We start from the raw sequence: 26,241 nt of genomic DNA, 5'->3' as shown, positions 1-26,241 counted from the left end.
ACTTGAAGGGACACACGATGAACACCGCTCAGCAATCGATTCAACAGTACATCAGCGCCAAGGACGGCAATCGCCCGCACCTGCTGGATCAGGCTTTTACGCCGACTGCTACGCTGCACATGAACGTGCGCACCGGTTCCATCACGTTTCCCGACCACGTCGAAGGCCGTACCGCCATTGGCGACGTGTTGGTCAGTCGCTTTGGCCAGACCTTCGAAAACGTCTACACGTTCTGCCTGGCCGCCCCGCCGCCGGCAAACGCCGAGGCGTTCCAGTGCAAGTGGCTGGTGGCAATGTCCGACAAGAACAGTGGCGAGGCACGCGTCGGTTGTGGCCTGTATGACTGGCAGTTCGATCCGGGGTCGAGCCTGGCCGAGCGACTGACCATCACCATCGAACACATGAAGACGCTGCCGGCAACCGATCTGCCGATGATCATGGCTTGGGCATCGCGGCTGGAGTACCCATGGTGCCAGCCTGAAGCGGTTCTCGATAACGTCCCGGATTCAGGCGCGCTCCAGGATGTTATCCGCTACCTGGAAGATCTTTGATCAGGCCGCCCGTGCGCTTTCAGGAGTCTTGCATGACTGTTTCAAGGAATCGCCCCAAGTGAACATCAAGTTTCTCGAAACCTTCGTCTGGGTCGCCCGCCTGAAGAGCTTTCGCCTCACCGCGGAAAAGCTGTTCACCACCCAGGCGTCCATTTCCAGTCGGATCGCCGCCCTGGAGGATGAAATGGGCGTGCGCCTGTTCGTGCGCGATTCCAAAGGTGTGTCGCTGACCTCCGAAGGCCAGCGCGTGCTGGAATACGCCGAGCGCATCATGGACACCATGCAAAGCATGAAAGCCGTGATCAAGGATCCACGCCAGGTGCGCGGCCGAATCCGCATCGGCGCGATGGATACGGTGATCCACACCTGGCTCAGCCCTTTGGTGACGCGCCTGATGGAATGTTACCCGGCCCTGGAAATCGAACTGTCGGCCGACACCGCGAGCAACCTGTGCTCGCAACTGGAAAAAGGCTACCAGGACATCATTTTCCAGACCGACATCCTGCGCCTGGACAGTGTACGCAACGCGCTGCTGACCCGTTACCCGATGCACTGGGTGGTGCGCACCGGCTCCGCCTATGACCGGTCCTATGCGTCGCTGGAGGACTTGTCCCAGGAACGCATAGTGACCTTCTCGCGCAACTCTCGCCCCCACCAGGACATTCTCAACCTGCTGCATTCGGCCAACATCGTCTCGCCCCGCATCAACTGCGTGAACTCGGCCTCGGCCATTACCCGCCTGGTTCGCGACGGCTTTGGCATTGGCGCCATGCCCGCGGCGCTGGTCGTCGGCGAACTGGCCCAAGGCACATTGACCTTGGTGGACGGCGTGCCGCTGCCATCGGTCATGGACATCGTCGCCAGTTGGCGGACCGGCGCGGGAATGGAACGGGTAGAAGACATCGTCAGCCTGACCCGGGAAGTGGTCGGCGAATTCGTCGCACAGTTACCGCCCGGGTATCGACTCGATATGAATTGAGCCGCCCATTCATTTCGTCATCAGATATTCACACCGGTGACATACCGTGGGCACCGATTGATCCCGTCCCTCGATCGGTGAGCTATCTGCCTGATGCAAGCATTCCTGAAAAACAGAACGCCCGAAGCGCCGGCTACAACGCCAAATCATAGGGAACACAGGCATGACACGCAGAACAGCGACAGGTCCCGTGAAGGTGAGATCTGTGTCCGGTTCCTGTCGTGTGCAGACATCCCCTCGCTGCTTGAGCTCGAACAACGGAAATGGACGGACGACCAGCGGGCCGATGCCGCCATGCTGGCCTCCCGAATCGCCGCATTCCCGGCCCTGAGTGTCGGTGCGTTTTGCACACGCAGCGGCAGCGCGCGGGCATCGCTGTTCATGAAACCGACCCGGCACGACCATATTCGCCAGTGTCCGACCTGGGCAGATTGCGCGAGGAAGCAGCACGGTGACGAATCGGCCAGAACGGATGCGTTGTTTGGCATTAGCCTGAGCAGCGTCGACCCGAAAGCGGCCAATGCGATTTTCGAGTTCTTCTGGCCCTACGCGCTGAAACAAGGCTGGTCGGTCATCTACCTGGGATCTCCTGTCCCGGGCCTAAGGGATTGGCGCTCGAAAAACCCCGGCTTCACAGAGGCGCACTACATCCTGAGTAAACGCCAGGGAGTGCCGTTGGACCCACAGCTGCGGTACTACTTCAAGAAAGGCTTTCGCAAGATTGTCGCCATCAAAGACAACTACTTCCCCCATGAGCCTTCGCTGGATGTCGGCGTGCTGCTCCAAGGCAAAGTGCCGCTGTCGGGCCTTTCGTTCATCTGGAAGAGAGTTCCGTTGCCCTGGTTGCAACGCATGAAAAAACTGGTCTTCGTGTGCCTGTGAGTACCTCCCGGGCTCTAGCCGTTGCCCGTGCAGTGGCTTTTCCTTCATCGAGCAGCAATCTTCCCAGCTACCTATTCATGCTGCTGTGCGTCCTGAATTCCGCCGCGATCGGCTGGCTGGCGACGCAGGAGGCATTCACATGGCTGGCTGTCGCACCGCTGATCGTGCTGCAGGCGATCCTGATGATCGGTGTCCAGGAGATCAAGCATCAAGGCGTGCATCGCCAGTTCCTTGTGGGCACACCTCTCAATGAGGCGGTGGGTGTGTTCGCGGCGGGCATTTTTGCGGCAAACTTCGTGGGCTACCGCTACTTCCACCTCGAACACCACCGCAAGACCTGCCAGGCCGATGATCCCGAAGGCTTGATGTACGAACAGACCTGGCCGACCCGCTGGATCAGCCTGCTGGGCGCCGCGGAGCAACTCTGGGTGGCGATTTCCACCAACAGGATCTCCCGCCGCTACCTGCCGCCGAACGCGGTCTGGCGCTGGCGCTGGAACAACGCCGTGATCGGCGTTTTTGCGGCTGCGCTGGCGTTCGGTCTCTATGAGGCGCCTCGACTGGTCGTCTGCGTCTATCTGCTCCCTTATTGCCTGTTTGCCTGGATGGATTTCTGGCTGACGCAGGCCGAGCACTATGGCGTACGGATCTCGGCCCAAGGCCCGCGACGCCCGCCCTGTGAGATCACCACGGACGTGCGCCTGCCAAAGATCCTCTCCTGGCTGATCCTCCATCGTTCGCTGCATCGCACCCACCATCATGCGCCGGCAACCCGTTGGTTCCACGCGTACGCGCAATCGAGGGTGCTCGCCAAAGACAAGCCCCGAGGCACGACAGGGCTGCCCACGTTCGTTGCGACATGGATGCGACTCGGTCCCCGACTCTGGAAATAAGCCATGAAAAACAACTGCGAGCCCTTCTGGAACGACACACCGATCAGGACCTACCTGTTCGATGCCTTTTCGGTGCTGCTCCCTGCCGGCGAACAATTTGTGATTTCAGTGGTGCAATCATCCGCTTTGCAGTTGCCGCCAAACTCGCCACTGGCTAACCAATCGCGCGACTTCGTGGCCGAGGAACGCGCCCACCAGCGAGCCCATCGTCTCTACAACCAACAACTGGAAAAGCAGGGTTTTGAAGTCAAGAAATACGAACGCGAGATCGAAAAGGACCTCGATGCCCTGCGTACCAAACTGTCACTCCATGCGCAGCTGTCCCTGGCCGCGGCGTTCGAGCATGTGACGGCCGTCACCTCGCGGATCGCCTTGCGCAGTGGCGGGCTGCTGTCGACCAGCACCTCCCCGCAAACACGCCTGTGGCGCTGGCACTGCGCCGAAGAAGTGGCTCATCAGCACGTCACCACCGATCTACTCCAGGCGTTGGGTGTCCCCTATTGGCAGCGGATTGTCTATTTTTTGGCCGCATCGGCGCTGATGAGCTTCGATGTCCTGCGGCATCTGCATGGTTTTGCTCGCTGGGACATTGCCCGCGGCCGCGTCAGCGCCAGGCAGCTGGGATGGGCCACGGGGCGCCTGCTACTGCGCGATGGTGCGAACCTGGTGCTGCTGGCCAGCGGATGGGGCGCCTACTTTCTTCCGCTGAAAACGACTGCGGTGGCAGGCTGTAAGTGAACTGCAATATCCCCGACTTATTCTGGACCAAGCGCACTGCGGCGAACGCTGGTTGTGCATGTCGCCCGCTCGGAAAGTTCCAGGGAGTTCGCCATGAAAATCAGCGTATTCGGAAGTGGTTACGTAGGCTTGGTGCAAGCTGCCGTGTTGGCCGAAGTGGGCCATGACGTGGTGTGCATGGACATCGACGAGCGCAAGGTCGACAGCTTGCGCCAAGGCCAGGTGAGCATTTACGAACCTGGCCTGGCCGCGCTGGTGCGTGAAGGCCTGGAAGCTGGCCGCTTGCATTTCACCTGCGACGAACAGCTCGCCGTGCAGCACGGCCAGGTGCTGTTTATCGCCGTGGGCACGCCTTCCCGGGAAGATGGCAGTGCCGATCTGAGCCAGGTCCTGGCCGTCGGCGAGGCCGTCGCCCGCTACCGCGAGCAACCGCTCATTGTGGTGGAGAAGTCCACCGTGCCGGTGGGCACCGGCGACGTTCTGCGGGGGCACATCGACAAATGCCTGCTCAAGGCCAGTCGCCTGCTGCAGTTCGATATTGTTTCCAACCCCGAATTCCTCAAGGAAGGCTCGGCGGTCGCCGATTGCCGTCGTCCGGATCGCATCGTGATCGGCTGCGAGCGCGATGAAGTGCGCGAAACCATGCGCGACCTGTACGCCCCGTTCAACCGCAACCACGATCGGGTCTTGTTCATGGACCTGCGCAGCGCCGAGCTGACCAAATATGCCGCCAACGGCATGCTGGCGACCAAGATCAGTTTTATCAACCAGATCGCCGAACTGGCCGAACACCTGGGGGCCGACATCGAGTCCGTGCGCCTGGGCATCGGCGCCGACTCGCGCATCGGCTATCACTTCATCTACCCGGGATGCGGCTACGGCGGTTCGTGCTTTCCCAAGGACATGCGTGCCCTGATCCACACGGCCGAGCAGGCTCATTGCTCCAGCGACCTGCTGCAAGCGGTGGAAGCCATCAACGGGCGGCAGAAACACAAGCTGTTCGAGCGGATCAACGCGTTCTACCAGGGCGACCTGCGCGGCAAGACCTTCGCCCTCTGGGGCCTGGCCTTCAAGCCCAACACCGACGACATGCGCGATGCTCCGAGCCGTACCCTGCTGGAGTCGCTCTGGGCAGCGGGTGCCAGCGTCCGCGCGTTCGACCCGGAGGCGATGCAGCAGACGCAACAGCTCTATCCCGACGAAACCCGACTCATGCTGATGGGCACGCCGGAATCGGTGTTGCCGGGGGCCGACGCATTGGTCATCTGTACCGAATGGCAACCCTTCAAGGCGCCGGACTTCGACCTGATCCAACAACGGCTCAAGGCCCCAGTGATTTTTGACGGTCGTAACCTTTTCGATCCGGAGCGCATGGCCGACAAGGGTTTCACCTATTTCCCGATGGGTCGCGGGCAGTCGCGCAACCTGCCTATCGCCCAGCAAACGTGGTTCCCGGCTTCGAGAAGCGCGTGACCTGTGAGCGTTACCTCAAAATTAATGCACTCAACCAGCATTAATATGAATTTGTAAGCAAGAGTTGTGAGCGGCACACTGTGCACCGTTCCTCCCCCAACTGTTGGAACACTTAAAGGGCTTTCTGGGACTCTCCCGTAAGCCCCTTTTTTTGTTCGTTTTTTGGATTTTCGCTTAATGCTTTCTCGCTGGTTCCCCGCCGCTATCAATACCCGTCCCACCGAGTGGAGCCGCGCCGCCATCGGCATGGCGCTGGGGACGATGTTCAGTGTCTGGCTTTGTGGCCAGGTATTCGGCCTCGAGGTGGCGCAACACCTGATCGGCCCCCTCGGCGCCTCGGCGGTGCTGTTGTTTGCGGTGTCATCGGGCGCCCTCGCCCAGCCCTGGTCGATTGTCGGCGGTTACCTGTGTGCGTCGGTCGTCGCGCTGCTGGTGGCCCATGTACTGGGCCGTACGCTGGGTAGCGCCTGCCTGGCGGCGGGCATGGCGCTGGTGTTGATGTGCTGGCTGCGTTGCTTGCATCCGCCGGCAGGCGCCCTGGCGGCGACGCTGGTGCTGGCCGCCCCGTCTATCATTGCCTTGGACTGGCAAGCCGTTGGTGCGGCGATGCTGGCCGGTTCCGGGTTGCTGGCCTTTGCGCTGGCCTATAACAACCTGACTCGGGTGCGCTATCCCAAGCGTGCCAGCGAACCGCTGGCCGTCATACCGGCTGACCATCCACCCGTCGACCGCCAGGCGATCACCGCCGAAGACCTGAAACTGGCCTTGGCGGAAATGGAAGCATTCTTTGACGTCACGCCGGAAGATCTTGAGCAGTTGATCCACGCCAGCGAGCGAAATGCCAAGCGCCGCAGCATCGCGGAGGTTCTCTCCAGTCGCGGCTAAGCCTGTGGCTGCTATAAATATGCAGAAAGGACCTGCACGTATCCCGGTTGTGCAATGCAAATTTGCACTGTTACGATCCTGAATAGGTACGCGCGACACAATTCATAAAGAAGAATAAAAGCAGGGAGTTAGCGATGACAGCTCAGGTTTCATCACACGCTGCGGGAACCCTAGACACCGCGGCCTATGAGGTGCTGGTCGACGTTCGCAATCACATTGGCCATTTGACCCTGAACCGCCCCGCCGGCCTCAATGCCCTCACCCTGGGCATGGTGCGCAGCTTGCAGCAACAACTCGATACCTGGGCCCTGGACCCACAGATCCGCGCCGTGGTGCTGCGGGGCGCGGGCGAGAAGGCGTTTTGCGCCGGCGGTGATATCCGTTCGTTGTACGACAGCCACAAGCAGGGTGACACCCTGCATGAAGATTTCTTCGTCGAGGAATACGCCCTCGACCTGACGATTCATCACTACCGCAAACCAATCGTCGCCTTGATGGATGGCTTCGTGCTGGGCGGCGGCATGGGGCTGGCACAAGGTGCCGACCTGCGGGTGGTGACCGAGCGCAGCCGCCTGGGCATGCCAGAAGTCGGCATCGGGTATTTCCCGGACGTGGGCGGCAGCTACTTCCTGCCGCGCATTCCTGGCGAACTGGGGATCTACCTGGGCGTCAGCGGCGCGCAGATCCGCGCGGCCGACGCCTTGTATTGCGGGCTGGCCGACTGGTATCTGGACAGTCGCAAGCTTGAACAGCTCGATGCGCGCCTCGATCGCCTGGAGTGGGGTGATACGCCACTCAAGGACCTGCAGAGCCTGCTGGCCAAACTCGGTGTGCAACAGCTGCCGGCCCCGCCCCTGGCCGATCTGCGGCCAGCCATCGATCATTTCTTCGGCCTGCCCGACGTGCCGAGCATGGTCGAGCAGTTGCGCCAGGTCACCGTCGCCAACAGCCATGAATGGGCAATAAAGACCGCCGACCTGCTGGACAGCCGCTCTCCCCTGGCCATGGCCGTGACCCTGGAAATGCTGCGGCGCGGTCGGCATTTGAGCCTGGAAGACTGTTTTGCCCTGGAACTGCATCTGGATCAGCAATGGTTCGAACGCGGTGACCTGATCGAAGGTGTACGCGCCTTGCTGATCGACAAAGACAAGAACCCGCGTTGGAACCCGCCGACCCTGGAGGCGCTGGACGCCGACCATGTGGCGAGTTTCTTCGAGGGCTTCGACGACCACGGGAACTGAGCCATGCATGACCTCGAACTGACCGAAGAACAAGTGATGATCCGCGACATGGCCCGGGACTTCGCCCGTGGTGAAATCGCCCCCCATGCCCAGGCGTGGGAAAAGGCCGGCTGGATTGACAACGGTCTGGTGGCGAAGATGGGTGAGCTGGGCCTGCTGGGAATGGTAGTGCCGGAAGAATGGGGCGGTACCTACGTCGATTACGTCGCCTATGCCCTGGCCGTGGAGGAAATCTCCGCAGGCGACGGTGCTACCGGCGCACTGATGAGCATCCACAATTCGGTGGGTTGTGGGCCGGTGCTGAATTTCGGCACCGACGAACAAAAACAGACATGGTTGGCCGACCTCGCCAGTGGCCAGGCCATTGGCTGCTTCTGCCTGACCGAGCCCCAGGCCGGCTCCGAAGCCCACAACCTGCGCACCCGGGCCGAACTGCGCGATGGCCAATGGGTCATCAACGGCGCCAAGCAGTTCGTCAGCAACGGCAAGCGAGCGAAACTGGCGATCGTGTTTGCCGTGACGGACCCGGAACTGGGCAAGAAAGGCATTTCAGCGTTCCTGGTGCCCACCGATACGCCGGGCTTCATCGTTGATCGCACCGAACACAAAATGGGCATCCGCGCCTCGGACACCTGCGCGGTCACCTTGAGCAATTGCACCATCCCCGAAGCCAACCTGCTGGGAGCTCGCGGTAAAGGCCTGGCCATCGCCCTGTCCAACCTGGAAGGCGGTCGCATCGGCATCGCGGCGCAAGCCTTGGGCATCGCCCGCGCGGCGTTCGAAGCGGCGCTGGCTTACGCACGTGATCGCGTACAGTTCGACAAGCCGATCATCGAGCACCAGAGCATCGCCAACCTGCTGGCCGACATGCACACCCGCATCAACGCCACCCGCCTGCTCATCCTCCACGCCGCCCGCCTGCGCAGCGCGGGCCAACCTTGCCTGTCAGAAGCCTCCCAGGCCAAGCTGTTTGCCTCGGAAATGGCCGAGAAAGTCTGCTCCTCGGCCATACAGATTCATGGTGGTTATGGGTATCTCGAGGATTATCCGGTGGAACGCTACTACCGCGATGCGCGGATTACCCAGATTTATGAAGGGTCGAGCGAGATACAGCGGATGGTCATCGCTCGGGAGTTGAAACACTACCTGGTGTGATGGCTGGGAAAGCGTCGCGAGCAGGCTCGCTCCCACAGGGACTTTGGTCGAGCTCCAATTTCGGCTCTACACAAACCCAATGTGGCGAGGGAGCTTGCTCCCGCTGGTCTGCGAAGCAGGCCTCTGCATTTTTTCAGCCGAACCACATGATCCGGTTTGCGACTGCTGCGCAGCCGAGCGGGAGCAAGCTCCCTCGCCACGGGTTATGGGGTGGCCGCCTTACTTGTCCTGGAACTCCGCCGCGCGCTTGGCCACGAATGCCGCCATGCCTTCTTTCTGATCTTGCGTCGCAAACGCGGCGTGGAATACACGCCGCTCAAAACGCACGCCTTCGGACAGGCTGACTTCAAACGCACGGTTGACGCTTTCCTTGACCATCATGCTGATGGGCACCGACTTGGAGGCGATCAACGCGGCGGTTTTCAGTGCGTCATCCAGCAGCTCATCGGCCGGTACGATCCGCGCCACGATACCGCAACGCTCTGCCTCCACGGCATCGATAAAGCGCCCGGTCAGGCACATTTCCATGGCCTTGGCCTTGCCCACCGCCCGGGTCAGGCGCTGGGTGCCGCCCATGCCTGGCAGCACGCCGAGGTTGACTTCCGGCTGGCCGAACTTGGCGTTGTCGCCGGCCAGGATGAAGTCGCACATCAACGCCAGCTCACAGCCACCGCCCAAGGCAAAACCGTTCACCGCCGCGATGATCGGCTTGCGACGGTTGGCCACGCGGTCGCTGTCGCTGAACAGGTCGTCCAGGTAGATCTGCGGGTAGGTCAGCTCGGCCATTTCCTTGATATCGGCACCGGCGGCAAAGGCTTTTTTCGAGCCGGTCAGCACGATGCAGCCAATCTTCGGATCAGCCTCCAGGCTATCCAGCGCCTGGTTCAGTTCGCTGACGATCTGCGCGTTCAAGGCGTTCAAGGCCTGGGGACGGTTGAGGGTGATCAGGCCGACGCGGTCCTTGATCTCCAGTAAAATCGTTTCGTAGCTCATGCAGGACTCCTGTTCAAAGATTGCGCGAAATGACCATGCGCTGAATGTCGCTGGTGCCTTCGTAGATCTGGCAGACCCGCACGTCGCGGTAGATGCGCTCCAGCGGGAAGTCGTTCAGGTAACCGTAGCCGCCCAGGGTTTGCAATGCCATGGAGCAGACTTTTTCAGCCATTTCCGAGGCGAACAGCTTGGCCATGGAGGCCTCCACCAGCGCTGGCTGGCCGCTGTCTCGCAGGGCGGCGGCGTAGTGCACCATTTGCCGGGCCACGGCGACCTGGGTCGCCATGTCGGCCAGGCGGAACGCCACGGCCTGGTGTTCGATGATCGGCTTGCCGAAACTGGAGCGTTCCCGGGCATAGTCCCGGGCCGCTTCGAACGCCGCGCGGGCCATGCCCACCGCTTGCGCCGCGATGCCCACGCGCCCGCCTTCCAGGTTCGCCAAGGCGATCTTGTAGCCCTCGCCCTCCTCCCCCAGGCGATTGCCCACCGGCACCTTCAAATCCTCGAAGAGGATCTGGCAAGTGTCGGAGGCATGCTGGCCGAGTTTGTCTTCGACCCGCGCGACGCTGTAGCCCGGCGAATCGGTCGGCACGATGAACGCACTGATGCCACGCTTGCCTGCGCTCGGATCGGTCACCGCAAACACAATCACCACCCCGGCGTTCTGCCCGGACGTGATGAACTGCTTGCAACCGTTGAGCACGTAATGATCCCCCTCCAGCCGCGCCCGCGTCTTGAGGCTGCTGGCGTCCGAACCGGCCTGGGGCTCGGTCAGGGCGAAGGCACCAAGCATCGCGCCACTGGCCAGGGGCGTGAGGAATTTCGCCTTCTGCTCATCGTTGCCGAACTTGAGGATCGGCACGCAGCCCACCGAATTGTGCACACTCATGATGGTCGAGCACGCGCCGTCGCCGGCGGCGATTTCTTCCAGGGTCATGGCATACGCCAGGTAACCGGTGTCGCAGCCGCCCCACTGCTCCGGCACCAGCATGCCGAAGAAGCCCAGCTCGGCCATTTCATCGATGGCTTCCCGGGGAAAACGGTGCTCGCGGTCCCATTCGGCGGCGAACGGTTTCAAGCGTTCCTCGGCGAACTGCCGGGCCATGTCGCGGATTTGAGTCTGTTCTTCAGTCGCAAGCATGGTAATTCCTTAATACAGGCATTCGACGGCCATGGCCGTGGCTTCGCCGCCACCAATGCAGATCGCCGCGACGCCGCGCTTGAGACCCTTCTGGCGCAGGGCTGACAGCAGGGTCACCAGGATCCGTGCGCCAGACGCGCCAATCGGGTGGCCCAGCGCACAGGCTCCGCCGTGGACGTTGACCTTGTCATGGGCAATCTCCAGCTTGTCCATGGTCACCAGCCCGACCACGGCAAAGGCTTCGTTGACTTCGAACAGGTCGACTTGATCCAGCGACCAACCGGTTTTCTGCATCAGTTTCTTCACGGCGCCAATCGGTGCGGTGGGAAACAGGCTCGGAGTATCGGCAAACGCCGCGTGACCGTGGATCACCGCCAGGGGCTTGAGGCCACGCTGGGCAGCCTGGCTCTGACGCATCAGCACCAGGGCTGCGGCACCATCGGAAATGGAACTGGCGTTGGCCGCCGTCACCGTGCCGCCCTCGCGAAACGCCGGTTTGAGCGAGGCGATCTTGTCGATCCGCGCTTTCGGCGGCTGCTCGTCGTGGCGAATGGTCACTTGTTCCTTGCCGACCATGACCTGCAACGGCACGATCTCGGCCTCGAAACTGCCGTCCTTGATCGCTTGTTGGGCGCGGGTGGTGGACGCAATGGCGAAGGCATCCTGGGCCTCGCGACTCAAACCATTGGCCTCGGCGCAATCTTCAGCGAAAGTGCCCATCAGCCGACCTTTGTCGTAGGCGTCTTCCAGGCCATCGAGGAACATGTGGTCAAGCACCCGGCCGTGGCCCATGCGATAACCGCCGCGGGCGCGATCGAGCAGGTACGGGGCGTTGGACATGCTCTCCATGCCGCCGGCCACCACCACCTCGGCGCTGCCGGCGATGAGCATGTCGTGGGCCAGGATCGTCGCTTCCATGCCCGAACCACACATCTTGTTGAGCGTGGTGCAGCGGGTCGACTTGTCGAGCCCGGCGCCCAGTGCGGCCTGACGTGCCGGTGCCTGGCCCTGGCCGGCGGCGAGCACGCAACCGAACAGCACCTCTTCAACCGCACCCGGCGCGATACCGGCCCGCTCCACGGCGGCCTTGATGGCGGCGGCACCGAGTTGCGGGGCGGTGAGGCTTTTCAGTTCGCCCTGGAAACCGCCCATGGGGGTACGGACGGCACTGACGATGACAATAGGATCGTTGGACATCATGAATCCTCCTTACTTATTTGGCTGCCATACGCAAGGCACCGTCGAGACGGATCACCTCGCCGTTGAGCATGCTGTTCTCAATGATATGCCTGGCCAGCGCCGCGTACTCGGACGGTTTCCCAAGGCGTGGCGGAAACGGCACGCCAGCGGCTAGGGAATCCCGCACCTCGGGGGTCATGCCGGCCATCATCGGGGTTTCGAAAATCCCCGGGGCAATGGTCATCACCCGGATACCGAAGCGCGCCAGTTCACGGGCGGCTGGCAACGTCAGACTGGCGATGGCGCCTTTGGAGGCCGCATAGGCGGCCTGGCCGATCTGGCCGTCGAAGGCCGCGACCGAAGCGGTGTTGATGATCACGCCACGTTCGCCATCGGCGTCTGCCTCGGTTTCGGCAATGGCCGCAGCCGCCAGGCGCAGCAAGTTGAAGCTGCCGATCAGGTTGACGTTGATCACCTGGCTGAAGCTGTCCAGCCCGTGGGGGCCGTTCTTGCCGAGGATCTTCTCGCCGCGCACGATACCGGCGCAATTCACCAGGCCATTCAGACCACCGAACGCATCGACCGTGGCCTGGACCGCCGCTTCAGCCGCCGCTTCGTTGCTGATATCGGCCACCACGCTCTGGCAGCCCAGTTTTTGCGCCTGGGCGGCCACGGCGTCGGCGTTGAGGTCCACCAGCATCACCTTGGCGCCGGCCTTGACCAGCATCTCGCCGGTGGCCGCGCCGAGGCCCGACGCGCCGCCGCTGACGAGGAAAATCTTGTTGTCGATCTGCATCATGGTTTCCTTGGGTTCAAGCTGAAACGTTCTGCGCCGCAGCCTCTTGAGCCTTGGCGATTTCCTGGTTGCGCAAGATAAAGCGCTGCAACTTGCCGCTTGGGGTTTTCGGCAAGTCGCTGACAAATTCGATTTCACGGGGATACGCATGGGCCGCCAGGCGCTTGCGCACATGCAGGCGCAATTCCTCGGCCAGCTCCGGTGAGGCGCGATATTGGGTGCTGAGCACCACGAAGGCCTTCACCAGCTCGGTGCGTTCCGGATCGGGCTTGCCGATCACCGCCGCTTCCACCACGGCCGGGTGTTCGATCAGCGCACTTTCCACATCGAACGGACCGACCCGGTAGCCGGAGGTAGTGATCACGTCATCGCTACGGCCCACGAAGCTGATGCTGCCGTCGGGGTTAAGCTCCACGGTGTCGCCGCTCAAGTAGTAGTCGCCAACGAAGGCCTTGGTCGGCGCACCTTCGTAACCGGCGAACCAGCACATGGGCGACTGGCTGCGGTCCACCGCGAGAATGCCCGGCTGGCCCACGCCCAGCTCGCGCTGGTTTTCATCCAGCACCACGATCCGATGGCCCGGCGAGGCAAAACCGGCCGCCCCCAGATGTACCGGATGTTCCAGCCCATGGTGGTTGCACAGCACCATGCCTAGTTCGGTCTGGCCATAATGGTCGTGGATCACCACGTTCAGATTATCGGCGAACCAACGGATCACCTCCGGGTTCAACGGCTCACCAGCGCTGCTGACGATGCGCAGCTTGCCCTTGATCGAGCGGGCAAACTGCTCGCCCCCGGCGATCAACAGCCGATAGGCAGTGGGCGAGCCGGTCAGGTTGGTGATGCCGTATTTGTTGATGACCCGGCAGGTGCTTTCCAGGGTGAACGGGCCATCGTAGAAAGTAATCGGATGTCCCATGGCCAGCGGCCCGGTCACGCCGAAATAAATGCCGTAGGCCCAACCGGGGTCGGCGACGTTCCAGAAGGCGTCTTCAGGTCGCAGGTCCACCGCGTCACGGGTGTAGCTCTGGAACGCAACGATGGCCTTGAGTGGCACCGACAGAGCCTTGGCAGGCCCTGTGGTGCCGGAGGTGAACATCAGCAGGAACGGGTCTTCGCCGGTGAGCATCAGCGGTTCGCACTGGCTGGAGTGGTTCGCCACTTCGGCCCAGAAACTGTAGTCGCCGCGCACGATGCCCTGGCCCTTTTCACTACCGACCGTGACGATGGTGGGGCAACCGGCGATTTCATTGAGCTTGGGACGGTTGACGGCGTCGGTCACGACGATCCGTGCGCCCGAGCTGCCGACGCGGTGCTCGATGGCCTTGGGCCCGAATGCGGTGAACAGCGGTTGATACACCGCTCCGATACGCCAGGTGGCGAGTACAACGATCAAGAGTTCCGCGGTGCGCGGCAGCAGGCCGGCCACTTTGTCGCCCTTGCCGACGCCTTGGGCGCGGAGGAAATTGGCGAACCGCGCGGCGTTGTCCTGCAGGTCACGGTAAGTCCAAGTCGCATCGCTGCCGTCACGGCCCTCCCAGAACAAGGCGATGCGCCCCGGCAACGCATGCCGGTCGCAACACTCGACACAGGCATTGAGCGCCTCGAGCGAGCCGTGCAGCGCGGCGTTGACGGTTTGCAGGTAATCGAATTGCGAAGTGGCGGACGAATAATCGCGCATGACCAGCATCCCTCTGTGTTTTTTATTGGTTGGGGGAACCGTGGATAGCAGGCAAATACTCGCGCCGAAGGGCTGTGGCGGCAATGGTCAAAGCTTTCAAGTTGCTTGACTGGTTTGGCCATGGTTCAGGGGTGTGTTGCCTGTCGCCCCCCCTGTGGCGAGGGAGCTTGCTCCCGCTGGGCTGCGCAGCAGCCCCAAAGCAGTCAACTCAATTAGCCTGACACACCCGGTTGTCCGGTTCTGGGGCCGCTTCGCGTCCCAGCGGGAGCAAGCTCCCTCGCCACAGGGCCGTTTTCAGCCACTACAAAGGATGCGTCCATGTGAATGAGTAAACCTTTTCCGGCGTCCCTGGCGACATTCCCACCCAGGAGCGTGGGAACGATCGAAAGTTGCTTGACTGGTTTGTGTTGCCTGTCGAGCCCCCCTGTGGCGAGGGAGCTTGCTCCCGCTGGGCTGCGCAGCCGCCCCAAAGCAGTCAACTCAATCAGCCTGACACACCCGGTTGTCCGGTTTTGGGGCCGCTCCGCGCCCCAGCGGGAGCAAGATCCCTCGCCACAGGGCAGTTTTCAGCCACTACAAAGGATGCGTCCATGTGAATGAGTAAACCTTTTCCGGCGTCCCTGGCGACATTCCCACCCAGGAGCGTGGGAACGATCGAAAGTTGCTTGACTGGTTTGTGTTGCCTGTCGAGCCCCCCTGTGGCGAGGGATCTTGCTCCCGCTGGGCTGCGCAGCCGCCCCAAAGCAGCCAACTCAATCAGCCTGACACACCCGGTTGTCCGGTTCTGGGGCCGCTCCGCGCCCCAGCGGGAGCAAGCTCCCTCGCCACAGGGCAGTTTTCAGCCACTACAAAGGATGCGTCCATGTGAATGAGTAAACCTTTTCCGGCGCCGGGGACTGGCAGCGCTGGTTATCCGCATCAGCCCCCACCAGGAACCACTCGGCCCTAGAGGTATCGCCGGCCCGGCGAGCCTTTTGCGGGTCGTAACAGCGAGCCAGGTCCCGGGCGGGGACCAGGGCGAAGGCCCGGGGGTGGCTGCGCAGCCAGGTGGCGGATTGTTCCAGGGCGTTGCCGTTATAAAAGCCGAAATGCACGATGGGTTGCCGGGCGAACAGCCAATGGCCCTCACGCCAACCCACGAGTACCAACTCGGCATTTGAAGTCATCCCCGCGACATCGCGCATCAAGGTCTGGTGGGGGTTGATGCCTTCCTTGTGGGGCTCGACGAAGCCGCGTACAAGCCAGGCACACAACCACAGCGCAGCCAATACGTTGAAAACCCTCCTGCCCCTCGGTCGCGCGCCAAACCAGCAGCGCAGCATCCATGGCACAAGCGGCGCCACCACCAGAATCAACGCGGGTAACGCGGGAAAGATATACAGCTTGCGCTTGCCGCTGCTCAGGCTAAAGAACACCAACACCAGCAGTACCCAACCGAGCAGCACCAACACCCGACCGTCGTGCTTGAGCAGTTGTTTACGCCAGGCCGGCACCAGCCAGGGGAGCATGAACACAATCGGCAGCCAGTACTTCGGAATCACCTGGACGAAAAAATACCAGAATGGTTCGCGATGCTCCCATGCGTTGGCATAACGCCCGGCAGTCTGCTTGAACAGGATTTCCTGGGCATATGCCAGGCTGTCGGCACTGCCCTGCGAGACAATCACCAGCAAAGGCCCCAGCCATAACGCGATGGCGACCAATGCTACGAGCAGCCCCAGCCACCAGCGTCCCCCCTGACCAGGCATGGCCACCACCCCCTTCCAACCTTTGCGCAGCGCATAGGCGTAGGGAATCAGCAGTAGCACCGGCAGAAAACCCACGCCTTTGCTGATGATCCCCAACCCCATCGACGCACACGCCACGTAGTACCAACGCCAGGCCGGGCCGAGCAGCATGTGCCGGCACAAGCCATAGATCCCCAGGATGGTCCAGAGCGCAAGGAAACCATCGATCTGCCCGGTGCGCAGGATGCTGTAGGTCTGGTAGGTCGCGAGAAACAAGAGCGCCGCGATCACCCCTACGCGCCGCCCCCACAAGCGTCGGCCCAGGTCATACAGGCACGCGGTGGTAACGGCGCCTGCCAGCAGCGCGGGCAAGTACAGGGCAACTTTGGGCAGGTGGGTCAGTTGCACGAACAGCGCCACCGTCCACATGAACAGCGGCGGTTTGTCGGCGTAGATTTCACCGGCGCGATGGGGAATGAACCAAGAACCGTTCTGCAGCATCTCCAGGGCAACGCCAAGGAAGCGCTCCTCATCGACGTTCATCGGTTGGCGCCAGCCAAGGCCAGCGCCCACCATGATCAAGGCCAATACCACAAACGCCAGGAGCTCGAGCCGCGAGGAAGATAGTCGTATCCGCACCGTCTCAGCCCTTTTTGGCCAGTTCGGGGTTTTCCTGCTCATGATGCTTGGCGATCAACTGCAAATTGCGCAGGTAAACGATAAAGCCGAAGGACTGGCCGACAATGAACACCGGGTCTTCGCGGTAGATGGCATAGGCCAGCAACAGCGCACTCCCGATGATGCTCAGGTACCAGAAGCCAACGGGAATCATGCTGCGCTTCTTGTATTCGCTGTACAGCCATTGCAGGGCAAAACGCCCGGTGAATGCCAATTGACCACCGAAGCCAACGGCCAACCACAACGATTCTCTGCCCATTTCAAACCTCGGTTTCTTGTGCGTTGACGTCCAGGCGGGTGCGTTTGATCAGCCACCACACCCCGAACAGATCGACAATGCCCACCAGCGCCCGGTCCAGGTTGCCGTAATTGGACACCCCGGCCCCGCGCTCACGGTGATTGACCGGATGAACCAGCATCCGGCCGTTGTGACGGCGGATCAGCGCCGGAATGAAACGGTGCATGTGATCGAAATACGGCAGGCGCAGAAACGCCTCGCGCTCGATCAACTTGATGCCGCAACCGGTATCGGGCGTCTGGTCCTTGAGCAGGCTGGCGCGCAATTTGTTGGCAAATCGCGAGGCCCAGCGCTTGCTCGCCGTGTCCCGGCGATTGACGCGATGCCCTGCCACCAGCTTGACGCCCGCAGGGGTGCCTTCGGAGCCGCGCACCAGGTCGAGCATTTTCGGCAGATCGGCCGGGTCGTTCTGACCGTCGCCGTCCAGGGTTGCCAACCAATGCCCGCGTGCCACTTCAGCGGCGTGGTAGATCGAGGTGCTCTGCCCGAGGGAACGGGTGTGGCTGAGCACCCGCAATTGCTGGTAGCCGCTACCTTGCAAGGTGCTTAACTCAGCGGCGGTGGCGTCGGTGCTCCCATCGTCCACCACGATGACCTCAAAGTTCTCATTGGCCAACGCCGCGCGCACTTCTTCAAGAAGTGGAATGAGATTACCTGCCTCGTTTTTGGCTGGAATCAGGACCGATACATAAGGGGGTTCGTGCATGATGCTCCAGAAAAAAGCTGGGAAATGAGTGGTTAGACGGCGTAATAGTCGCGGTACCAATCGACAAACGACTGCACACCGACGGGCACCGCGACCTGTGGGCGAAACCCCACCCGCGCCTCCAGTTCACGAGTGTCCGCCCACGTGTCGACCACGTCGCCCGATTGCAGTGGCAAGAAATTCTTTATCGCGCGGATGCCCAGCGCTTCTTCAATGCACTCGATAAACTGCAAAAGCCTCACCGGTGAGCCGAAGCCGATGTTGTAGACCTTGTTGCGCACGCCGGTCTCATCGGTCGGCGGCAGCGGAATCAGGCGCACGAGGCCCTCGACGATGTCGTCGATATAGGTGAAATCGCGAGACATCGCGCCGTCGTTGTAAACGTCGATGGCGCGACCGTTGAGGATGGCATCGGTGAATTTGAAGGGCGCCATGTCGGGCCGTCCCCAAGGCCCATACACGGTAAAAAAACGCAGGCCGGTGGTGGGAATGCCATAGAGATGCGAGTAGGCGTGAGCCATCAGCTCATTGGCGCGCTTGGTCGCGGCATAGAAAGACACCGGCTGATCGACAGGGTCGGTCGTGGCGTACGGCAGGCGGTCGTTCAAGCCATACACCGAACTGCTCGAGGCGAAAATCAGGTGCGCCGGCCGATGGGCACGGCAGGCTTCCAATATGTCGAGGAAACCTACCAGGTTGCTTTGCGCATAAACGTCCGGATTGTCGATGGAATAGCGCACGCCGGCTTGGGCCGCGAGGTGGACGACTTGGTCGAAGGCGTGTTCGGCAAACAACTCCAACAGTGCCTGTTTGTCTGCCACATCCAGCAGCTGAAAGCGGAAATCGCGATATTCGGCCAACTGAGCCAGTCGTGCCTGTTTCAGCTCGACGCTGTAGTAACTGTTGAGGTTGTCGATGCCAATGACCTGATGACCATCGCTGCACAGCCGCTTGGCGGTATGAAATCCGATGAACCCTGCGACGCCGGTGACCAGTACTCTCATACGCGGCCCAAAACGGTCATTTGCATACATTACCCTGATGGATGGTCCGGCTTTTCCGGGGCTTGCACAGGCTTGTATCAGAAGAAAATGACGGTTTTACGAGCGTAGAGAAAAACCCTGTGGGAGCTTGGGTAGGCACAAGATTGGAGGCCACCCGATGGGTCAATCTGGGTCGTTGAGAATCAGGCTGCGATAATGCCCCGGGTTGGACCCGGACCATTTGCGAAACGCCTTGTAGAAGGAGCTGGCATCGGCAAAACCCAGGCGCGAGGCGATTTCGACGAAACTGATGGAAGGCTCGGCCAGCCAGGTGATCGCCAGGTCCTTGCGCACGCTGTCCTTGAGGCCTTGGTAAGTCTGGCCCTCCTCCGCCAGGCGTCGACGCAGGGTGGAGGCGGACACGCACAGCTGCTGGGCCAGGGCCTCGGTTTCCGGCCACTGTTCGGCAGGCAACTGCCGCAGGTCGTGCCGGATACGGCTGGCCAGGCTTTGCGGGTCGCGGTATTTGACCAGGATGTTGGCCGGGGCCTGGGCCAGGAAGCGCTTGAGCTCATCAGCGTTGCGTCTGATCGGCAGGTCGAGGCATTCGGCGGCGAAAATCATCCGGGTGCGAGGCCGGTCAAAACGCAGGTTCTGGGAAAACATCACCCGGTAGTCGTCGCAGAAATCCGGCGCCGGGCAACGCAGCTCGATGGAAAGAATGGGAATGCGCCGCCCAGCCAACCAGCAGGCCACCCCATGGACGATCATCCAGTAGGTGAAGTAGGTAAAGGCCCGGCGCGGTTCCTGATCGTCTTCCAGCAGCACGATCTCCGCCAGGCTTTGCTGGCGCACCCACTGGGCCGGCAGGTGTTCGAGCATCAGCGACAGAAAACCCAGCCCCGCCGTCAAGCCGCTCGCCAGCGTCGACTGGGCCATGGCGCACTGGCAGAGAAACGCCAGGCTGCCGGACTTGAGCTTGCGCGGGTCCATGCCAAAAAACTCATCATCCAGGCGCCGGGCGAGCAAACGCCAGAGCCGCGCATAGGCATGGGCCGGGACCCGCGCCTGGGCGTCGTCGAGCAATGCGGGATCGATGCCCACCTTGCTCAATACCTCATCGGTAGCCGCTCCGGGAGCGCAGCTTTGCAGCAGCGCCTCACGCACCAACTGAATGGAGATGGTGTCTTTTTTCGACATGGCGCCGGTGTTCACAGGATCCGGTAAAGCAGCCGTTCTATCCGCACCCGGCTGACCCGTTTCAGGAACCTGGCCACGGCGTCGGGGTAATCCGGCAGGGTTTCCAGGTCCAGGTAACGCTCGATCCGGTGAGTGTGGCGGTAGATCTGTTCAAGCTCGGCCTGGCGCGGCGCCAGCAACTCGCCCTTGGGGTCGTCCAGCAACAGCGCGTTTTCCAGGTCCAGGCGAAAGGCCCGCGGGTTGAGGTTGTTGCCGGTCAGCAAGGTGTAGCGCTCGTCGATCCACATGCCCTTGAGGTGATAGGTGTTGTCCCCATCACGCCATAGGTGCAGGTTCAATCGGCCGCTGTCGATAGCGCGCTGATGGCGCTTGGCGAAGCGCCGCAAGCTGATTTCGTAGAGGTATGGCAGCGCCGCGATGATCTTGAACGGCTCGCTTGGCGGGATGTAGAAGTCGTTGGCGGTCTTGTCGCCGACGATGATGTCGATCTTGACCCCACGGGCCAGGGCGCGATTGAGCTCCCGGGTCACCGCCAGGGGCAGGTTGAAATAGGGTGTGCAAATGGTCAGTTGCTGCCGACTGCTGGCGATCAGCTCACCGATCACCCGGCTCAGCGGATTGTTCTTGCCCACCCCCAGCAACGGGCTTACCGACAGGCCGCTCTTATCGAGGCTGCCAACGCTGGTGTCATAGGTCGCGTACTTGAGGCGACTGCGCAGGTCGCCGATGTCCTTGCGCAAACTGCGGGTGCTGGGCAGGTTCGGCAGGTCCAGGCGGTGCACGGCCCTGGAGGTGATCAGGCCGTGCTGCACCAGGTGATGCATCGAATCGGCCAGTGCCGTGTTCTGCAGCAGGTGATAGCGGTCGTAGCGGTATTTGTCGAACTTGTGCAGGTAGACGTTATTCAGGCTGGCGCCGCTGTAGAGCACACAGTCGTCAATCACGAAGCCTTTCAGGTGCAGCACGCCGAACAGCTCGCGGGTCTGTACCGGCACGCCGTAGATCGGCACTTCGCTGGCATGGGTGCGAGTCTGTTCCTGATACCACGCCGAGTTGCCCGGCTGCTTCTTGGCGCCGATCAGCCCGCGCTGGGCCCGCAGCCAGTCCACCACCACGACCACATCCAGTTCCGGATGCGCGGCCTTGGCGGCATGCAGGGCATCGAGGATTTCCTGGCCGGCCTCGTCCTGTTGCAGGTACAGCGCGACGATGTAGATGCGCTGGGTGGCCTGGGCGATTTTCTCCAGCAGGCAACGGCGGAATTGGGCAGCGCCATCGAGGATGGTCACCGCGTCGGCGGTCAGTGCAAAGCTGCGCAGCTTGGGCAGCAGGGAGCGTTTGAAAAGCGACGGCATAGGGCTCGCAAAAGGTCGATTCCGAAGAACGGATGAGCTTACACCATGGATGGGTTTGGGTCTTCCTGTCCTCAAGAAAAAAAGACTTGACCAAGGAGAACGATCATTCTACTTTTGTTTCATGAACGAAATTACTGGTAATGAAACACGAGACATCATCCTCGATGTCGCCGAAAAGTTGATCTATAAAAGTGGCATCGCCGCCACCGGCATGGACCTTCTGGTGAAAACCGCCGGCGTCTCCAGGAAAAGTGTCTATCGCTACTTCGCCAACAAGGACGACCTGATCGTGGCCGCCCTCAGGCGGCGGGATGAGCGCTGGATGCACTGGTTCAGCAGCGAAGTGGACAAGGCGCCGACACCGACGGCGCGGCTGCTCAACCTGTTCACCGTACTCAAGGGCTGGTTCGACAGCGAAGGTTTCCGCGGCTGTGCATTCATCAACACCAGTGGCGAGACAGGCGATCCACAGGATCCGGTCCGCCAAGTGGCGAAGATGCACAAACAGAAGTTGCTCGATTACGTCACCCGGCTGTGCGTCGAACAAGGTATCCAGAACCCGGACGCATTGGCCCGCCAACTCCTGATTCTGATTGACGGCGCCATTACCGTGGCGCTGGTCATGGGCGACCACAGCGCGGCTGACGACGCCCAGGACTTGCTGAAAAAACTGTTACACGCCTGACCCGTTGAACCCTTGTGCAATTCGTCAATTCACTGGAGATCCGCCATGTCTGCCTCTTCCGAAGTTCGCCCGCCGTTGCCGCCGTTCACTCGTGAATCGGCGATCGAGAAAGTTCGCCTGGCCGAAGACGGCTGGAACTCTCGTGACCCACAAAAAGTATCCCTGGCCTACACGCTGGATACTCAATGGCGTAACCGCGCCGAATTCGCCCATAACCGCGAGGAAGCCAAGGCGTTCCTGACCCGCAAATGGGCCAAGGAACTGGATTATCGGCTGATCAAGGAGCTCTGGGCCTTCACCGATAACCGCATCGCCGTGCGCTATGCCTACGAATGGCACGACGATTCGGGCAACTGGTTCCGCTCCTACGGCAACGAAAACTGGGAGTTCGACGAACAAGGCCTGATGTACAACCGTTATGCCTGCATCAACGACATGCCGATCAAGGAAAGCGAGCGCAAGTTCCGCTGGCCGCTGGGCCGCCGGCCGGACGATCATCCGGGGTTGTCTGAGTTGGGGTTGTAACGCTCTTGACTGGACTGAGTACATATCCATTTCTGCGGTAAAGGCTGCTGGCGGTTCCGCCCTGACGGCGGGTCACTTTTGGAAGAAGAGCGCCAAAAGTAACCAAAAGCGCTTTGCCCCACCACTCGGTGCCTCGCTAGGGCTCGGCATGCCCTCACTCCGGCATTGCTCCGTGGGCCGCCGCGAAGGGCCATCCATGGCCCAGCGCGGCTATCCCGGCATCCATGCCGGGATGCCCACTGCACAATGCCTGCGTTCGGCCAGCGTGGTTAACGGGGCGCCCGAGATCAACGTCCACGCCGAGGCGGCCTTATAGCCGACCTGGCTCCCCCGGTCGTACACCCATCAGGTCTGTGGGAGCAAAGCTTGCTCGCGAGGCGGCCTTACAGCCGGCCTGGCTCTCGCGGTCGTACACCCATCAGCTCTTGTGGGAGCTTGCTCGCGATGGCGGTGGCAAATCCGACAAAGGTGCAGGCTGACTCACCGCTATCACGAGCAAGCTCCCACAGCAGCGCCAGACAAGCGGCCCCTCCAACAGGCTTGACCCACATGCCGCCAGGCATCACATTGCCTGGGCCGGCGATAAGCTCGCTGTTTCGTTGTGCAGCAGATTTTTGTGGAGCCCATGACCGCGTCGATTCCGATCCGTCCCCCCTGCCCGCCCGGCGTCTGCGATTGTGGCCGTGATGCCTTGCTGCAAGCGCCTGGCAGCGACCTGCGCATCCTTTGCCTGAATCGCCAGGAAGAAAAACGCCTGCTTGAACGTTTGGAGAACATCCAGAGCCTCGACGAACTCCAGCGCCTGCAGCAACGCCTGTACGAGAACCTGGGGATCCGCTTGAGCGTCGAGCCCGGCTATAACGAAGTGCGGACCATGCGCGGCATCGCCATCGAATTCCAGGAGCAGCCCGGGCTGTGCCGGAAAATTCGCCAGTCAATCCCCGCCGCCATTCGCCGCGGGCTGGAAAAACGCCCCGAGATCGCCTGGCGGCTGCTGGATGCCCACGATCTGTTTCGCGACATCTGAACCCAGGCGGCTCCTTCCCTGGAGCGGCACTTCGGCCTAGAAATCCACCGTCGCGGAAAGCAGGTAGGTGCGCGGGGTCGACAGCGTCAAGCCAGGCTCACTGTCATCCGACGCGCCGGCCGAACTCCAGTAACGCTTGTCTGCCACGTTTTCGATGTTGGCCCGCAGGGTGATGTGTTTTTCGTCGACCTTGAATGCATAGCGGGCGCCCACATCGAAACGTTCCCAGGAATCGATTTCCTTGGTGTTGGACTGGTCCAGGTACTGCGAGCTGGAATAGATGCCACGGCTGGTCAAGGTCAGGCCCTGTAGCGTCGGCACGTCCCACTCGGCGCCGAGGTTGACGTTGTACTTCGGCGTGGCCGGTGCGCGGTTGCCGTCGAAAGTGCCGTTGGTGGTCTGGGTCAGTTCGCTGTCGATGTACATCACGCCGCCGAGCAAACGGGTTCCCTTCAGCGGTTCGCCAAACACACTCAACTCCACGCCGGTGTTTTCTCGCTTGCCGTTCGGGCCGAAGACACGCGTCGTCGCGTCGGTCGCATAGGCCGGCTGCTTGATCCGGAACAGGGCGGCGGTGACGGCGAACGGACCGGCATCATACTTGGCGCCCACCTCGACCTGACGGCTGATGAATGGCGGGAAAATCTCGTCCTCGTTCACCGATGTCGACGGCGCGATCTTGCCCTGGCTCAGGCCTTCCATGTAGTTGGCATACAACGACAGCTTGTCGGTCGCCTTGAACAAGATGCCGCCCGACGGCGAAACCTTTTCTTCGTCGTAGGCGGTGTCGCCCTTGACGTTATTCGTCCAGTCGTCAACCTTCACCCGCTGCCAGCGGGCGCCGAGGGTCAGCAGCAAGCGATCATCGAACAGCCCCAGGGTGTCGGACAAGGCCACGCCACTGAAGCGGTTCTCGGTATAGACCTTGTCGTCCTGTCGGGTCGGGTTGCTCGGCGTCGGGGTCTGTACCGGGTCATACAGGTTGCTGCGACCGTTGGCGTAGCGGGCGCCGCCATTTTCGAAGTCCATGTAGAAATAACTGGCCGCCAGGTTGACCTCATGGCTCACCGGACCGGTATGGAACCAGTTGCGCACCCCGGCCGTGGCCGTGCGGACATTTTCGTCGCGGGTAAAATCTCGGGGCTGGACCGTGAAGTCACCGGCGTCGTTGATGACCGAAACGTTGTGCCTGAGGAAGTCATGCTCGCTTTTGCGCGCGCCGACACCGCCATACAGCATGACGGAATCGTTGACGTCGAATTCAGCGTTCACGGCGCCGAAGGTGTCCTTGGTGCGTGCCTTGCTCCAGGACTGGGCGTAGTTGTCACGTACGTCACTGGCGTGAGGAACCTGTGCATTGGCACCCACCTGCACGCGCTCCTGGGGCGCGTCGGTGTTACGCTCGGTGTGGCCGATGTCCGTCGACAGTCGCAGGCGCTCACCGCGAAAATCCAGGCCCAGCACCGCCATCTCGCGGTCCACGCTCTGGTGATCCCATTCGGTATCGCCCGCCTGCTTCACGCCATTGAAACGGATACCGAACTTGTCATCCTCACCAAAACGCCGACCGACATCCACGGCACCGCCAAGCTGGTTGTTGGAGGCATAGCTGCCGGTGAACGAGGTGATGGGCTTGTCGGTGGCACGCTTGGGCACCACATTGATCCCGCCCCCCACGCTGCCCCGCGGCGAGATACCGTTGATAAGCTGGCTCGGGCCCTTGAGGATATCGACGCGTTCGGCCATCTCCATGTCGATGGTGTAGGTCGGCAAGATGCCGTAGAGACCGTTGTACGCCACATCACTGTTGAACAGGCTGAAACCACGAATGGTGAACTGCTCGTAGCGCCCGCCCGCCGGGTTGGTGGCGCGGACAGAGGGGTCGCTGGCGATCAGGTCGCCCAAGGTACGCGCCTGCTGGTTCTTGACCACCGCGCTGGTATAGGTGGTCATGCTGAACGGCGTTTCCATGAAGTCCCGCGAGCCCAGCAAGCCTTGCGAACCGCGACGAGCAACCTGGCCACCGGCATACGCCGGGCTGTCCGTCGACGCCGTGGCGCCGAGAATCGAGGTGGGTGCCAGTTGCAGGCTGCCGCGTTCCGGTGCCGGCGTCAGGATATAGGCCTGCTCACCCACCGCTTGCAATTGCAGGCCCGAGCCCGACAACAGCCGGGCAAACCCCTCCTCAACCCCGAACTCACCCGAAAGGCCGGCGCTGTTGCGACCACTCACCAGGGCCGGGTCCACCGACAGGTTGACGCCCGCCAGCCCGGCAAACCGGGTCAACGCCACGCCGAGGCTGCCAGCCGGCACCTGGTAGCTGCGCCGGTCGGCATCTTCGGCCAGGCTCGATGAGATAAAGAATGGACTGGCGCTCAAACTCAGCATGAGGCTCAGGTTCAACAGCGGACGCCAGCCGGCAAAGGCCGGGCGCAAAAGCAAAGGTGCAACTGCGGACATTGGAAAGCGC

The 26,241-nt window shown here is 61.7% G+C and carries 25 protein-coding genes; 13 read left to right on the top strand and 12 right to left on the bottom strand.

Annotation, left to right across the window (positions count from 1 at the left end; translation table 11 throughout):
* The first annotated feature begins 17 nt into the window (after window positions 1-17).
* The 9 genes from BLT00_RS05985 (at window position 18) to BLT00_RS05945 (ending at window position 8,797) form a co-directional block, all read left to right on the top strand.
* Window positions 18-551, top strand: a complete 534-nt coding sequence (locus BLT00_RS05985; RefSeq protein WP_092143321.1) for a hypothetical protein — start codon at window positions 18-20, stop codon at window positions 549-551.
* Window positions 552-609: 58 nt separating this feature from the next.
* A complete protein-coding gene (locus tag BLT00_RS05980) occupies window positions 610-1,530 on the top strand; it encodes a LysR family transcriptional regulator (protein WP_092143729.1) in 921 nt (306 codons plus the stop codon).
* Between the two features lie 93 nt (window positions 1,531-1,623).
* Entirely contained in the window at window positions 1,624-2,412 is a 789-nt protein-coding gene (locus BLT00_RS05975; RefSeq protein WP_092143318.1) for a hypothetical protein, read from the top strand.
* Between the two features lie 77 nt (window positions 2,413-2,489).
* Complete coding sequence (locus tag BLT00_RS05970; protein ID WP_256572756.1) at window positions 2,490-3,305, top strand: fatty acid desaturase family protein; 816 nt, start codon at window positions 2,490-2,492, stop codon at window positions 3,303-3,305.
* 3 nt (window positions 3,306-3,308) lie between these two features.
* Complete coding sequence (locus BLT00_RS05965) at window positions 3,309-4,043, top strand: metal-dependent hydrolase (RefSeq protein WP_092143312.1); 735 nt, start codon at window positions 3,309-3,311, stop codon at window positions 4,041-4,043.
* A 93-nt stretch (window positions 4,044-4,136) separates the two neighbouring features.
* A complete protein-coding gene (locus tag BLT00_RS05960) occupies window positions 4,137-5,516 on the top strand; it encodes a UDP-glucose dehydrogenase family protein (RefSeq protein ID WP_092143309.1) in 1,380 nt (459 codons plus the stop codon).
* A gap of 177 nt (window positions 5,517-5,693) precedes the next feature.
* Complete coding sequence (locus BLT00_RS05955; protein WP_057450721.1) at window positions 5,694-6,401, top strand: HPP family protein; 708 nt, start codon at window positions 5,694-5,696, stop codon at window positions 6,399-6,401.
* A gap of 134 nt (window positions 6,402-6,535) precedes the next feature.
* The gene (locus BLT00_RS05950) at window positions 6,536-7,642 is read left to right on the top strand and encodes an enoyl-CoA hydratase/isomerase family protein (protein WP_092143306.1); all 1,107 of its coding nucleotides are present in this window, start codon (window positions 6,536-6,538) and stop codon (window positions 7,640-7,642) included.
* A gap of 3 nt (window positions 7,643-7,645) precedes the next feature.
* Entirely contained in the window at window positions 7,646-8,797 is a 1,152-nt protein-coding gene (locus BLT00_RS05945) for an acyl-CoA dehydrogenase family protein (protein WP_092143303.1), read from the top strand.
* Between the two features lie 219 nt (window positions 8,798-9,016).
* On the opposite strand, the gene BLT00_RS05940 is transcribed toward BLT00_RS05945, so the two are convergent.
* The 11 genes from BLT00_RS05940 to pssA form a co-directional block, all read right to left on the bottom strand.
* Window positions 9,017-9,790 carry an enoyl-CoA hydratase gene (locus BLT00_RS05940; protein ID WP_063321225.1) on the bottom strand — a complete coding sequence of 258 codons (774 nt, stop codon included), beginning with the start codon at window positions 9,788-9,790 and terminating at the stop codon, window positions 9,017-9,019.
* A gap of 13 nt (window positions 9,791-9,803) precedes the next feature.
* Window positions 9,804-10,931 (bottom strand): acyl-CoA dehydrogenase, encoded by a 1,128-nt coding sequence (locus BLT00_RS05935; RefSeq protein ID WP_092143300.1) that lies wholly within the window; start codon window positions 10,929-10,931, stop codon window positions 9,804-9,806.
* 9 nt (window positions 10,932-10,940) lie between these two features.
* Entirely contained in the window at window positions 10,941-12,128 is a 1,188-nt protein-coding gene (locus tag BLT00_RS05930) for an acetyl-CoA C-acyltransferase (RefSeq protein ID WP_092143726.1), read from the bottom strand.
* Between the two features lie 16 nt (window positions 12,129-12,144).
* Complete coding sequence (locus tag BLT00_RS05925) at window positions 12,145-12,906, bottom strand: SDR family NAD(P)-dependent oxidoreductase (protein WP_063321223.1); 762 nt, start codon at window positions 12,904-12,906, stop codon at window positions 12,145-12,147.
* 16 nt (window positions 12,907-12,922) lie between these two features.
* Entirely contained in the window at window positions 12,923-14,587 is a 1,665-nt protein-coding gene (locus BLT00_RS05920) for an AMP-binding protein (protein ID WP_092143723.1), read from the bottom strand.
* Between the two features lie 845 nt (window positions 14,588-15,432).
* Window positions 15,433-16,890 carry an ArnT family glycosyltransferase gene (locus BLT00_RS05915; protein ID WP_175456213.1) on the bottom strand — a complete coding sequence of 486 codons (1,458 nt, stop codon included), beginning with the start codon at window positions 16,888-16,890 and terminating at the stop codon, window positions 15,433-15,435.
* A gap of 67 nt (window positions 16,891-16,957) precedes the next feature.
* Window positions 16,958-17,251: a lipid-A-disaccharide synthase N-terminal domain-containing protein gene (locus tag BLT00_RS05910; protein ID WP_092143294.1), complete on the bottom strand. Its 294-nt coding sequence runs from the start codon at window positions 17,249-17,251 to the stop codon at window positions 16,958-16,960.
* 1 nt (window position 17,252) lies between these two features.
* Window positions 17,253-17,996, bottom strand: coding sequence for a glycosyltransferase family 2 protein (locus BLT00_RS05905; protein ID WP_092143291.1), 744 nt, complete (start codon window positions 17,994-17,996; stop codon window positions 17,253-17,255).
* A gap of 32 nt (window positions 17,997-18,028) precedes the next feature.
* The gene (locus BLT00_RS05900; RefSeq protein WP_092143288.1) at window positions 18,029-19,000 is read right to left on the bottom strand and encodes an NAD-dependent epimerase; all 972 of its coding nucleotides are present in this window, start codon (window positions 18,998-19,000) and stop codon (window positions 18,029-18,031) included.
* 162 nt (window positions 19,001-19,162) lie between these two features.
* Window positions 19,163-20,179, bottom strand: coding sequence for an AraC family transcriptional regulator (locus tag BLT00_RS05895; protein WP_092143720.1), 1,017 nt, complete (start codon window positions 20,177-20,179; stop codon window positions 19,163-19,165).
* Window positions 20,180-20,190: 11 nt separating this feature from the next.
* Window positions 20,191-21,534 carry a CDP-diacylglycerol--serine O-phosphatidyltransferase gene (gene pssA, locus BLT00_RS05890; RefSeq protein ID WP_092143285.1) on the bottom strand — a complete coding sequence of 448 codons (1,344 nt, stop codon included), beginning with the start codon at window positions 21,532-21,534 and terminating at the stop codon, window positions 20,191-20,193.
* Between the two features lie 121 nt (window positions 21,535-21,655).
* Here pssA and BLT00_RS05885 point away from each other — a divergent pair, with 121 nt between their 5' ends.
* The 4 genes from BLT00_RS05885 (at window position 21,656) to BLT00_RS05875 (ending at window position 23,771) form a co-directional block, all read left to right on the top strand.
* On the top strand, window positions 21,656-22,219 hold the full coding sequence (locus BLT00_RS05885) for a TetR/AcrR family transcriptional regulator (protein WP_092143282.1): 564 nt from the start codon (window positions 21,656-21,658) through the stop codon (window positions 22,217-22,219).
* A gap of 45 nt (window positions 22,220-22,264) precedes the next feature.
* Window positions 22,265-22,744, top strand: a complete 480-nt coding sequence (locus BLT00_RS05880) for a nuclear transport factor 2 family protein (RefSeq protein ID WP_046062452.1) — start codon at window positions 22,265-22,267, stop codon at window positions 22,742-22,744.
* A gap of 148 nt (window positions 22,745-22,892) precedes the next feature.
* Window positions 22,893-23,060 carry a hypothetical protein gene (locus BLT00_RS31795; protein ID WP_158265815.1) on the top strand — a complete coding sequence of 56 codons (168 nt, stop codon included), beginning with the start codon at window positions 22,893-22,895 and terminating at the stop codon, window positions 23,058-23,060.
* Window positions 23,061-23,369: 309 nt separating this feature from the next.
* Window positions 23,370-23,771 carry a hypothetical protein gene (locus tag BLT00_RS05875; RefSeq protein ID WP_083569150.1) on the top strand — a complete coding sequence of 134 codons (402 nt, stop codon included), beginning with the start codon at window positions 23,370-23,372 and terminating at the stop codon, window positions 23,769-23,771.
* 36 nt (window positions 23,772-23,807) lie between these two features.
* On the opposite strand, the gene BLT00_RS05870 is transcribed toward BLT00_RS05875, so the two are convergent.
* Window positions 23,808-26,231: a TonB-dependent receptor gene (locus BLT00_RS05870; RefSeq protein ID WP_092143279.1), complete on the bottom strand. Its 2,424-nt coding sequence runs from the start codon at window positions 26,229-26,231 to the stop codon at window positions 23,808-23,810.
* Window positions 26,232-26,241: the final 10 nt, after the last annotated feature.

It is taken from the genome of Pseudomonas sp. NFACC51 (assembly GCF_900103575.1).
Classification (GTDB): domain Bacteria; phylum Pseudomonadota; class Gammaproteobacteria; order Pseudomonadales; family Pseudomonadaceae; genus Aquipseudomonas; species Aquipseudomonas fluorescens_Q.
This window is presented reverse-complemented; position numbering and strand designations above follow the sequence as displayed.

Bases quoted from the DNA above. Each gene is read 5' to 3' on its own strand.
- BLT00_RS05930 (WP_092143726.1), bottom strand. From the start codon at position 12,128: ATGTCCAACGATCCTATTGTCATCGTCAGTGCCGTCCGTACCCCCATG.
- BLT00_RS31795 (WP_158265815.1), top strand. From the start codon at position 22,893: ATGCCCTCACTCCGGCATTGCTCCGTGGGCCGCCGCGAAGGGCCATCC.
- BLT00_RS05945 (WP_092143303.1), top strand. From the start codon at position 7,646: ATGCATGACCTCGAACTGACCGAAGAACAAGTGATGATCCGCGACATG.
- BLT00_RS05950 (WP_092143306.1), top strand. From the start codon at position 6,536: ATGACAGCTCAGGTTTCATCACACGCTGCGGGAACCCTAGACACCGCG.
- BLT00_RS05925 (WP_063321223.1), bottom strand. From the start codon at position 12,906: ATGCAGATCGACAACAAGATTTTCCTCGTCAGCGGCGGCGCGTCGGGC.
- BLT00_RS05900 (WP_092143288.1), bottom strand. From the start codon at position 19,000: ATGAGAGTACTGGTCACCGGCGTCGCAGGGTTCATCGGATTTCATACC.
- BLT00_RS05960 (WP_092143309.1), top strand. From the start codon at position 4,137: ATGAAAATCAGCGTATTCGGAAGTGGTTACGTAGGCTTGGTGCAAGCT.
- BLT00_RS05875 (WP_083569150.1), top strand. From the start codon at position 23,370: ATGACCGCGTCGATTCCGATCCGTCCCCCCTGCCCGCCCGGCGTCTGC.
- BLT00_RS05935 (WP_092143300.1), bottom strand. From the start codon at position 10,931: ATGCTTGCGACTGAAGAACAGACTCAAATCCGCGACATGGCCCGGCAG.
- BLT00_RS05955 (WP_057450721.1), top strand. From the start codon at position 5,694: ATGCTTTCTCGCTGGTTCCCCGCCGCTATCAATACCCGTCCCACCGAG.
- BLT00_RS05885 (WP_092143282.1), top strand. From the start codon at position 21,656: ATGAACGAAATTACTGGTAATGAAACACGAGACATCATCCTCGATGTC.
- BLT00_RS05920 (WP_092143723.1), bottom strand. From the start codon at position 14,587: ATGCGCGATTATTCGTCCGCCACTTCGCAATTCGATTACCTGCAAACC.
- BLT00_RS05870 (WP_092143279.1), bottom strand. From the start codon at position 26,231: ATGTCCGCAGTTGCACCTTTGCTTTTGCGCCCGGCCTTTGCCGGCTGG.
- BLT00_RS05975 (WP_092143318.1), top strand. From the start codon at position 1,624: ATGCAAGCATTCCTGAAAAACAGAACGCCCGAAGCGCCGGCTACAACG.
- BLT00_RS05915 (WP_175456213.1), bottom strand. From the start codon at position 16,890: ATGGTGGGCGCTGGCCTTGGCTGGCGCCAACCGATGAACGTCGATGAG.
- BLT00_RS05940 (WP_063321225.1), bottom strand. From the start codon at position 9,790: ATGAGCTACGAAACGATTTTACTGGAGATCAAGGACCGCGTCGGCCTG.
- BLT00_RS05970 (WP_256572756.1), top strand. From the start codon at position 2,490: ATGCTGCTGTGCGTCCTGAATTCCGCCGCGATCGGCTGGCTGGCGACG.
- pssA (WP_092143285.1), bottom strand. From the start codon at position 21,534: ATGCCGTCGCTTTTCAAACGCTCCCTGCTGCCCAAGCTGCGCAGCTTT.
- BLT00_RS05895 (WP_092143720.1), bottom strand. From the start codon at position 20,179: ATGTCGAAAAAAGACACCATCTCCATTCAGTTGGTGCGTGAGGCGCTG.
- BLT00_RS05985 (WP_092143321.1), top strand. From the start codon at position 18: ATGAACACCGCTCAGCAATCGATTCAACAGTACATCAGCGCCAAGGAC.
- BLT00_RS05880 (WP_046062452.1), top strand. From the start codon at position 22,265: ATGTCTGCCTCTTCCGAAGTTCGCCCGCCGTTGCCGCCGTTCACTCGT.
- BLT00_RS05905 (WP_092143291.1), bottom strand. From the start codon at position 17,996: ATGCACGAACCCCCTTATGTATCGGTCCTGATTCCAGCCAAAAACGAG.
- BLT00_RS05910 (WP_092143294.1), bottom strand. From the start codon at position 17,251: ATGGGCAGAGAATCGTTGTGGTTGGCCGTTGGCTTCGGTGGTCAATTG.
- BLT00_RS05965 (WP_092143312.1), top strand. From the start codon at position 3,309: ATGAAAAACAACTGCGAGCCCTTCTGGAACGACACACCGATCAGGACC.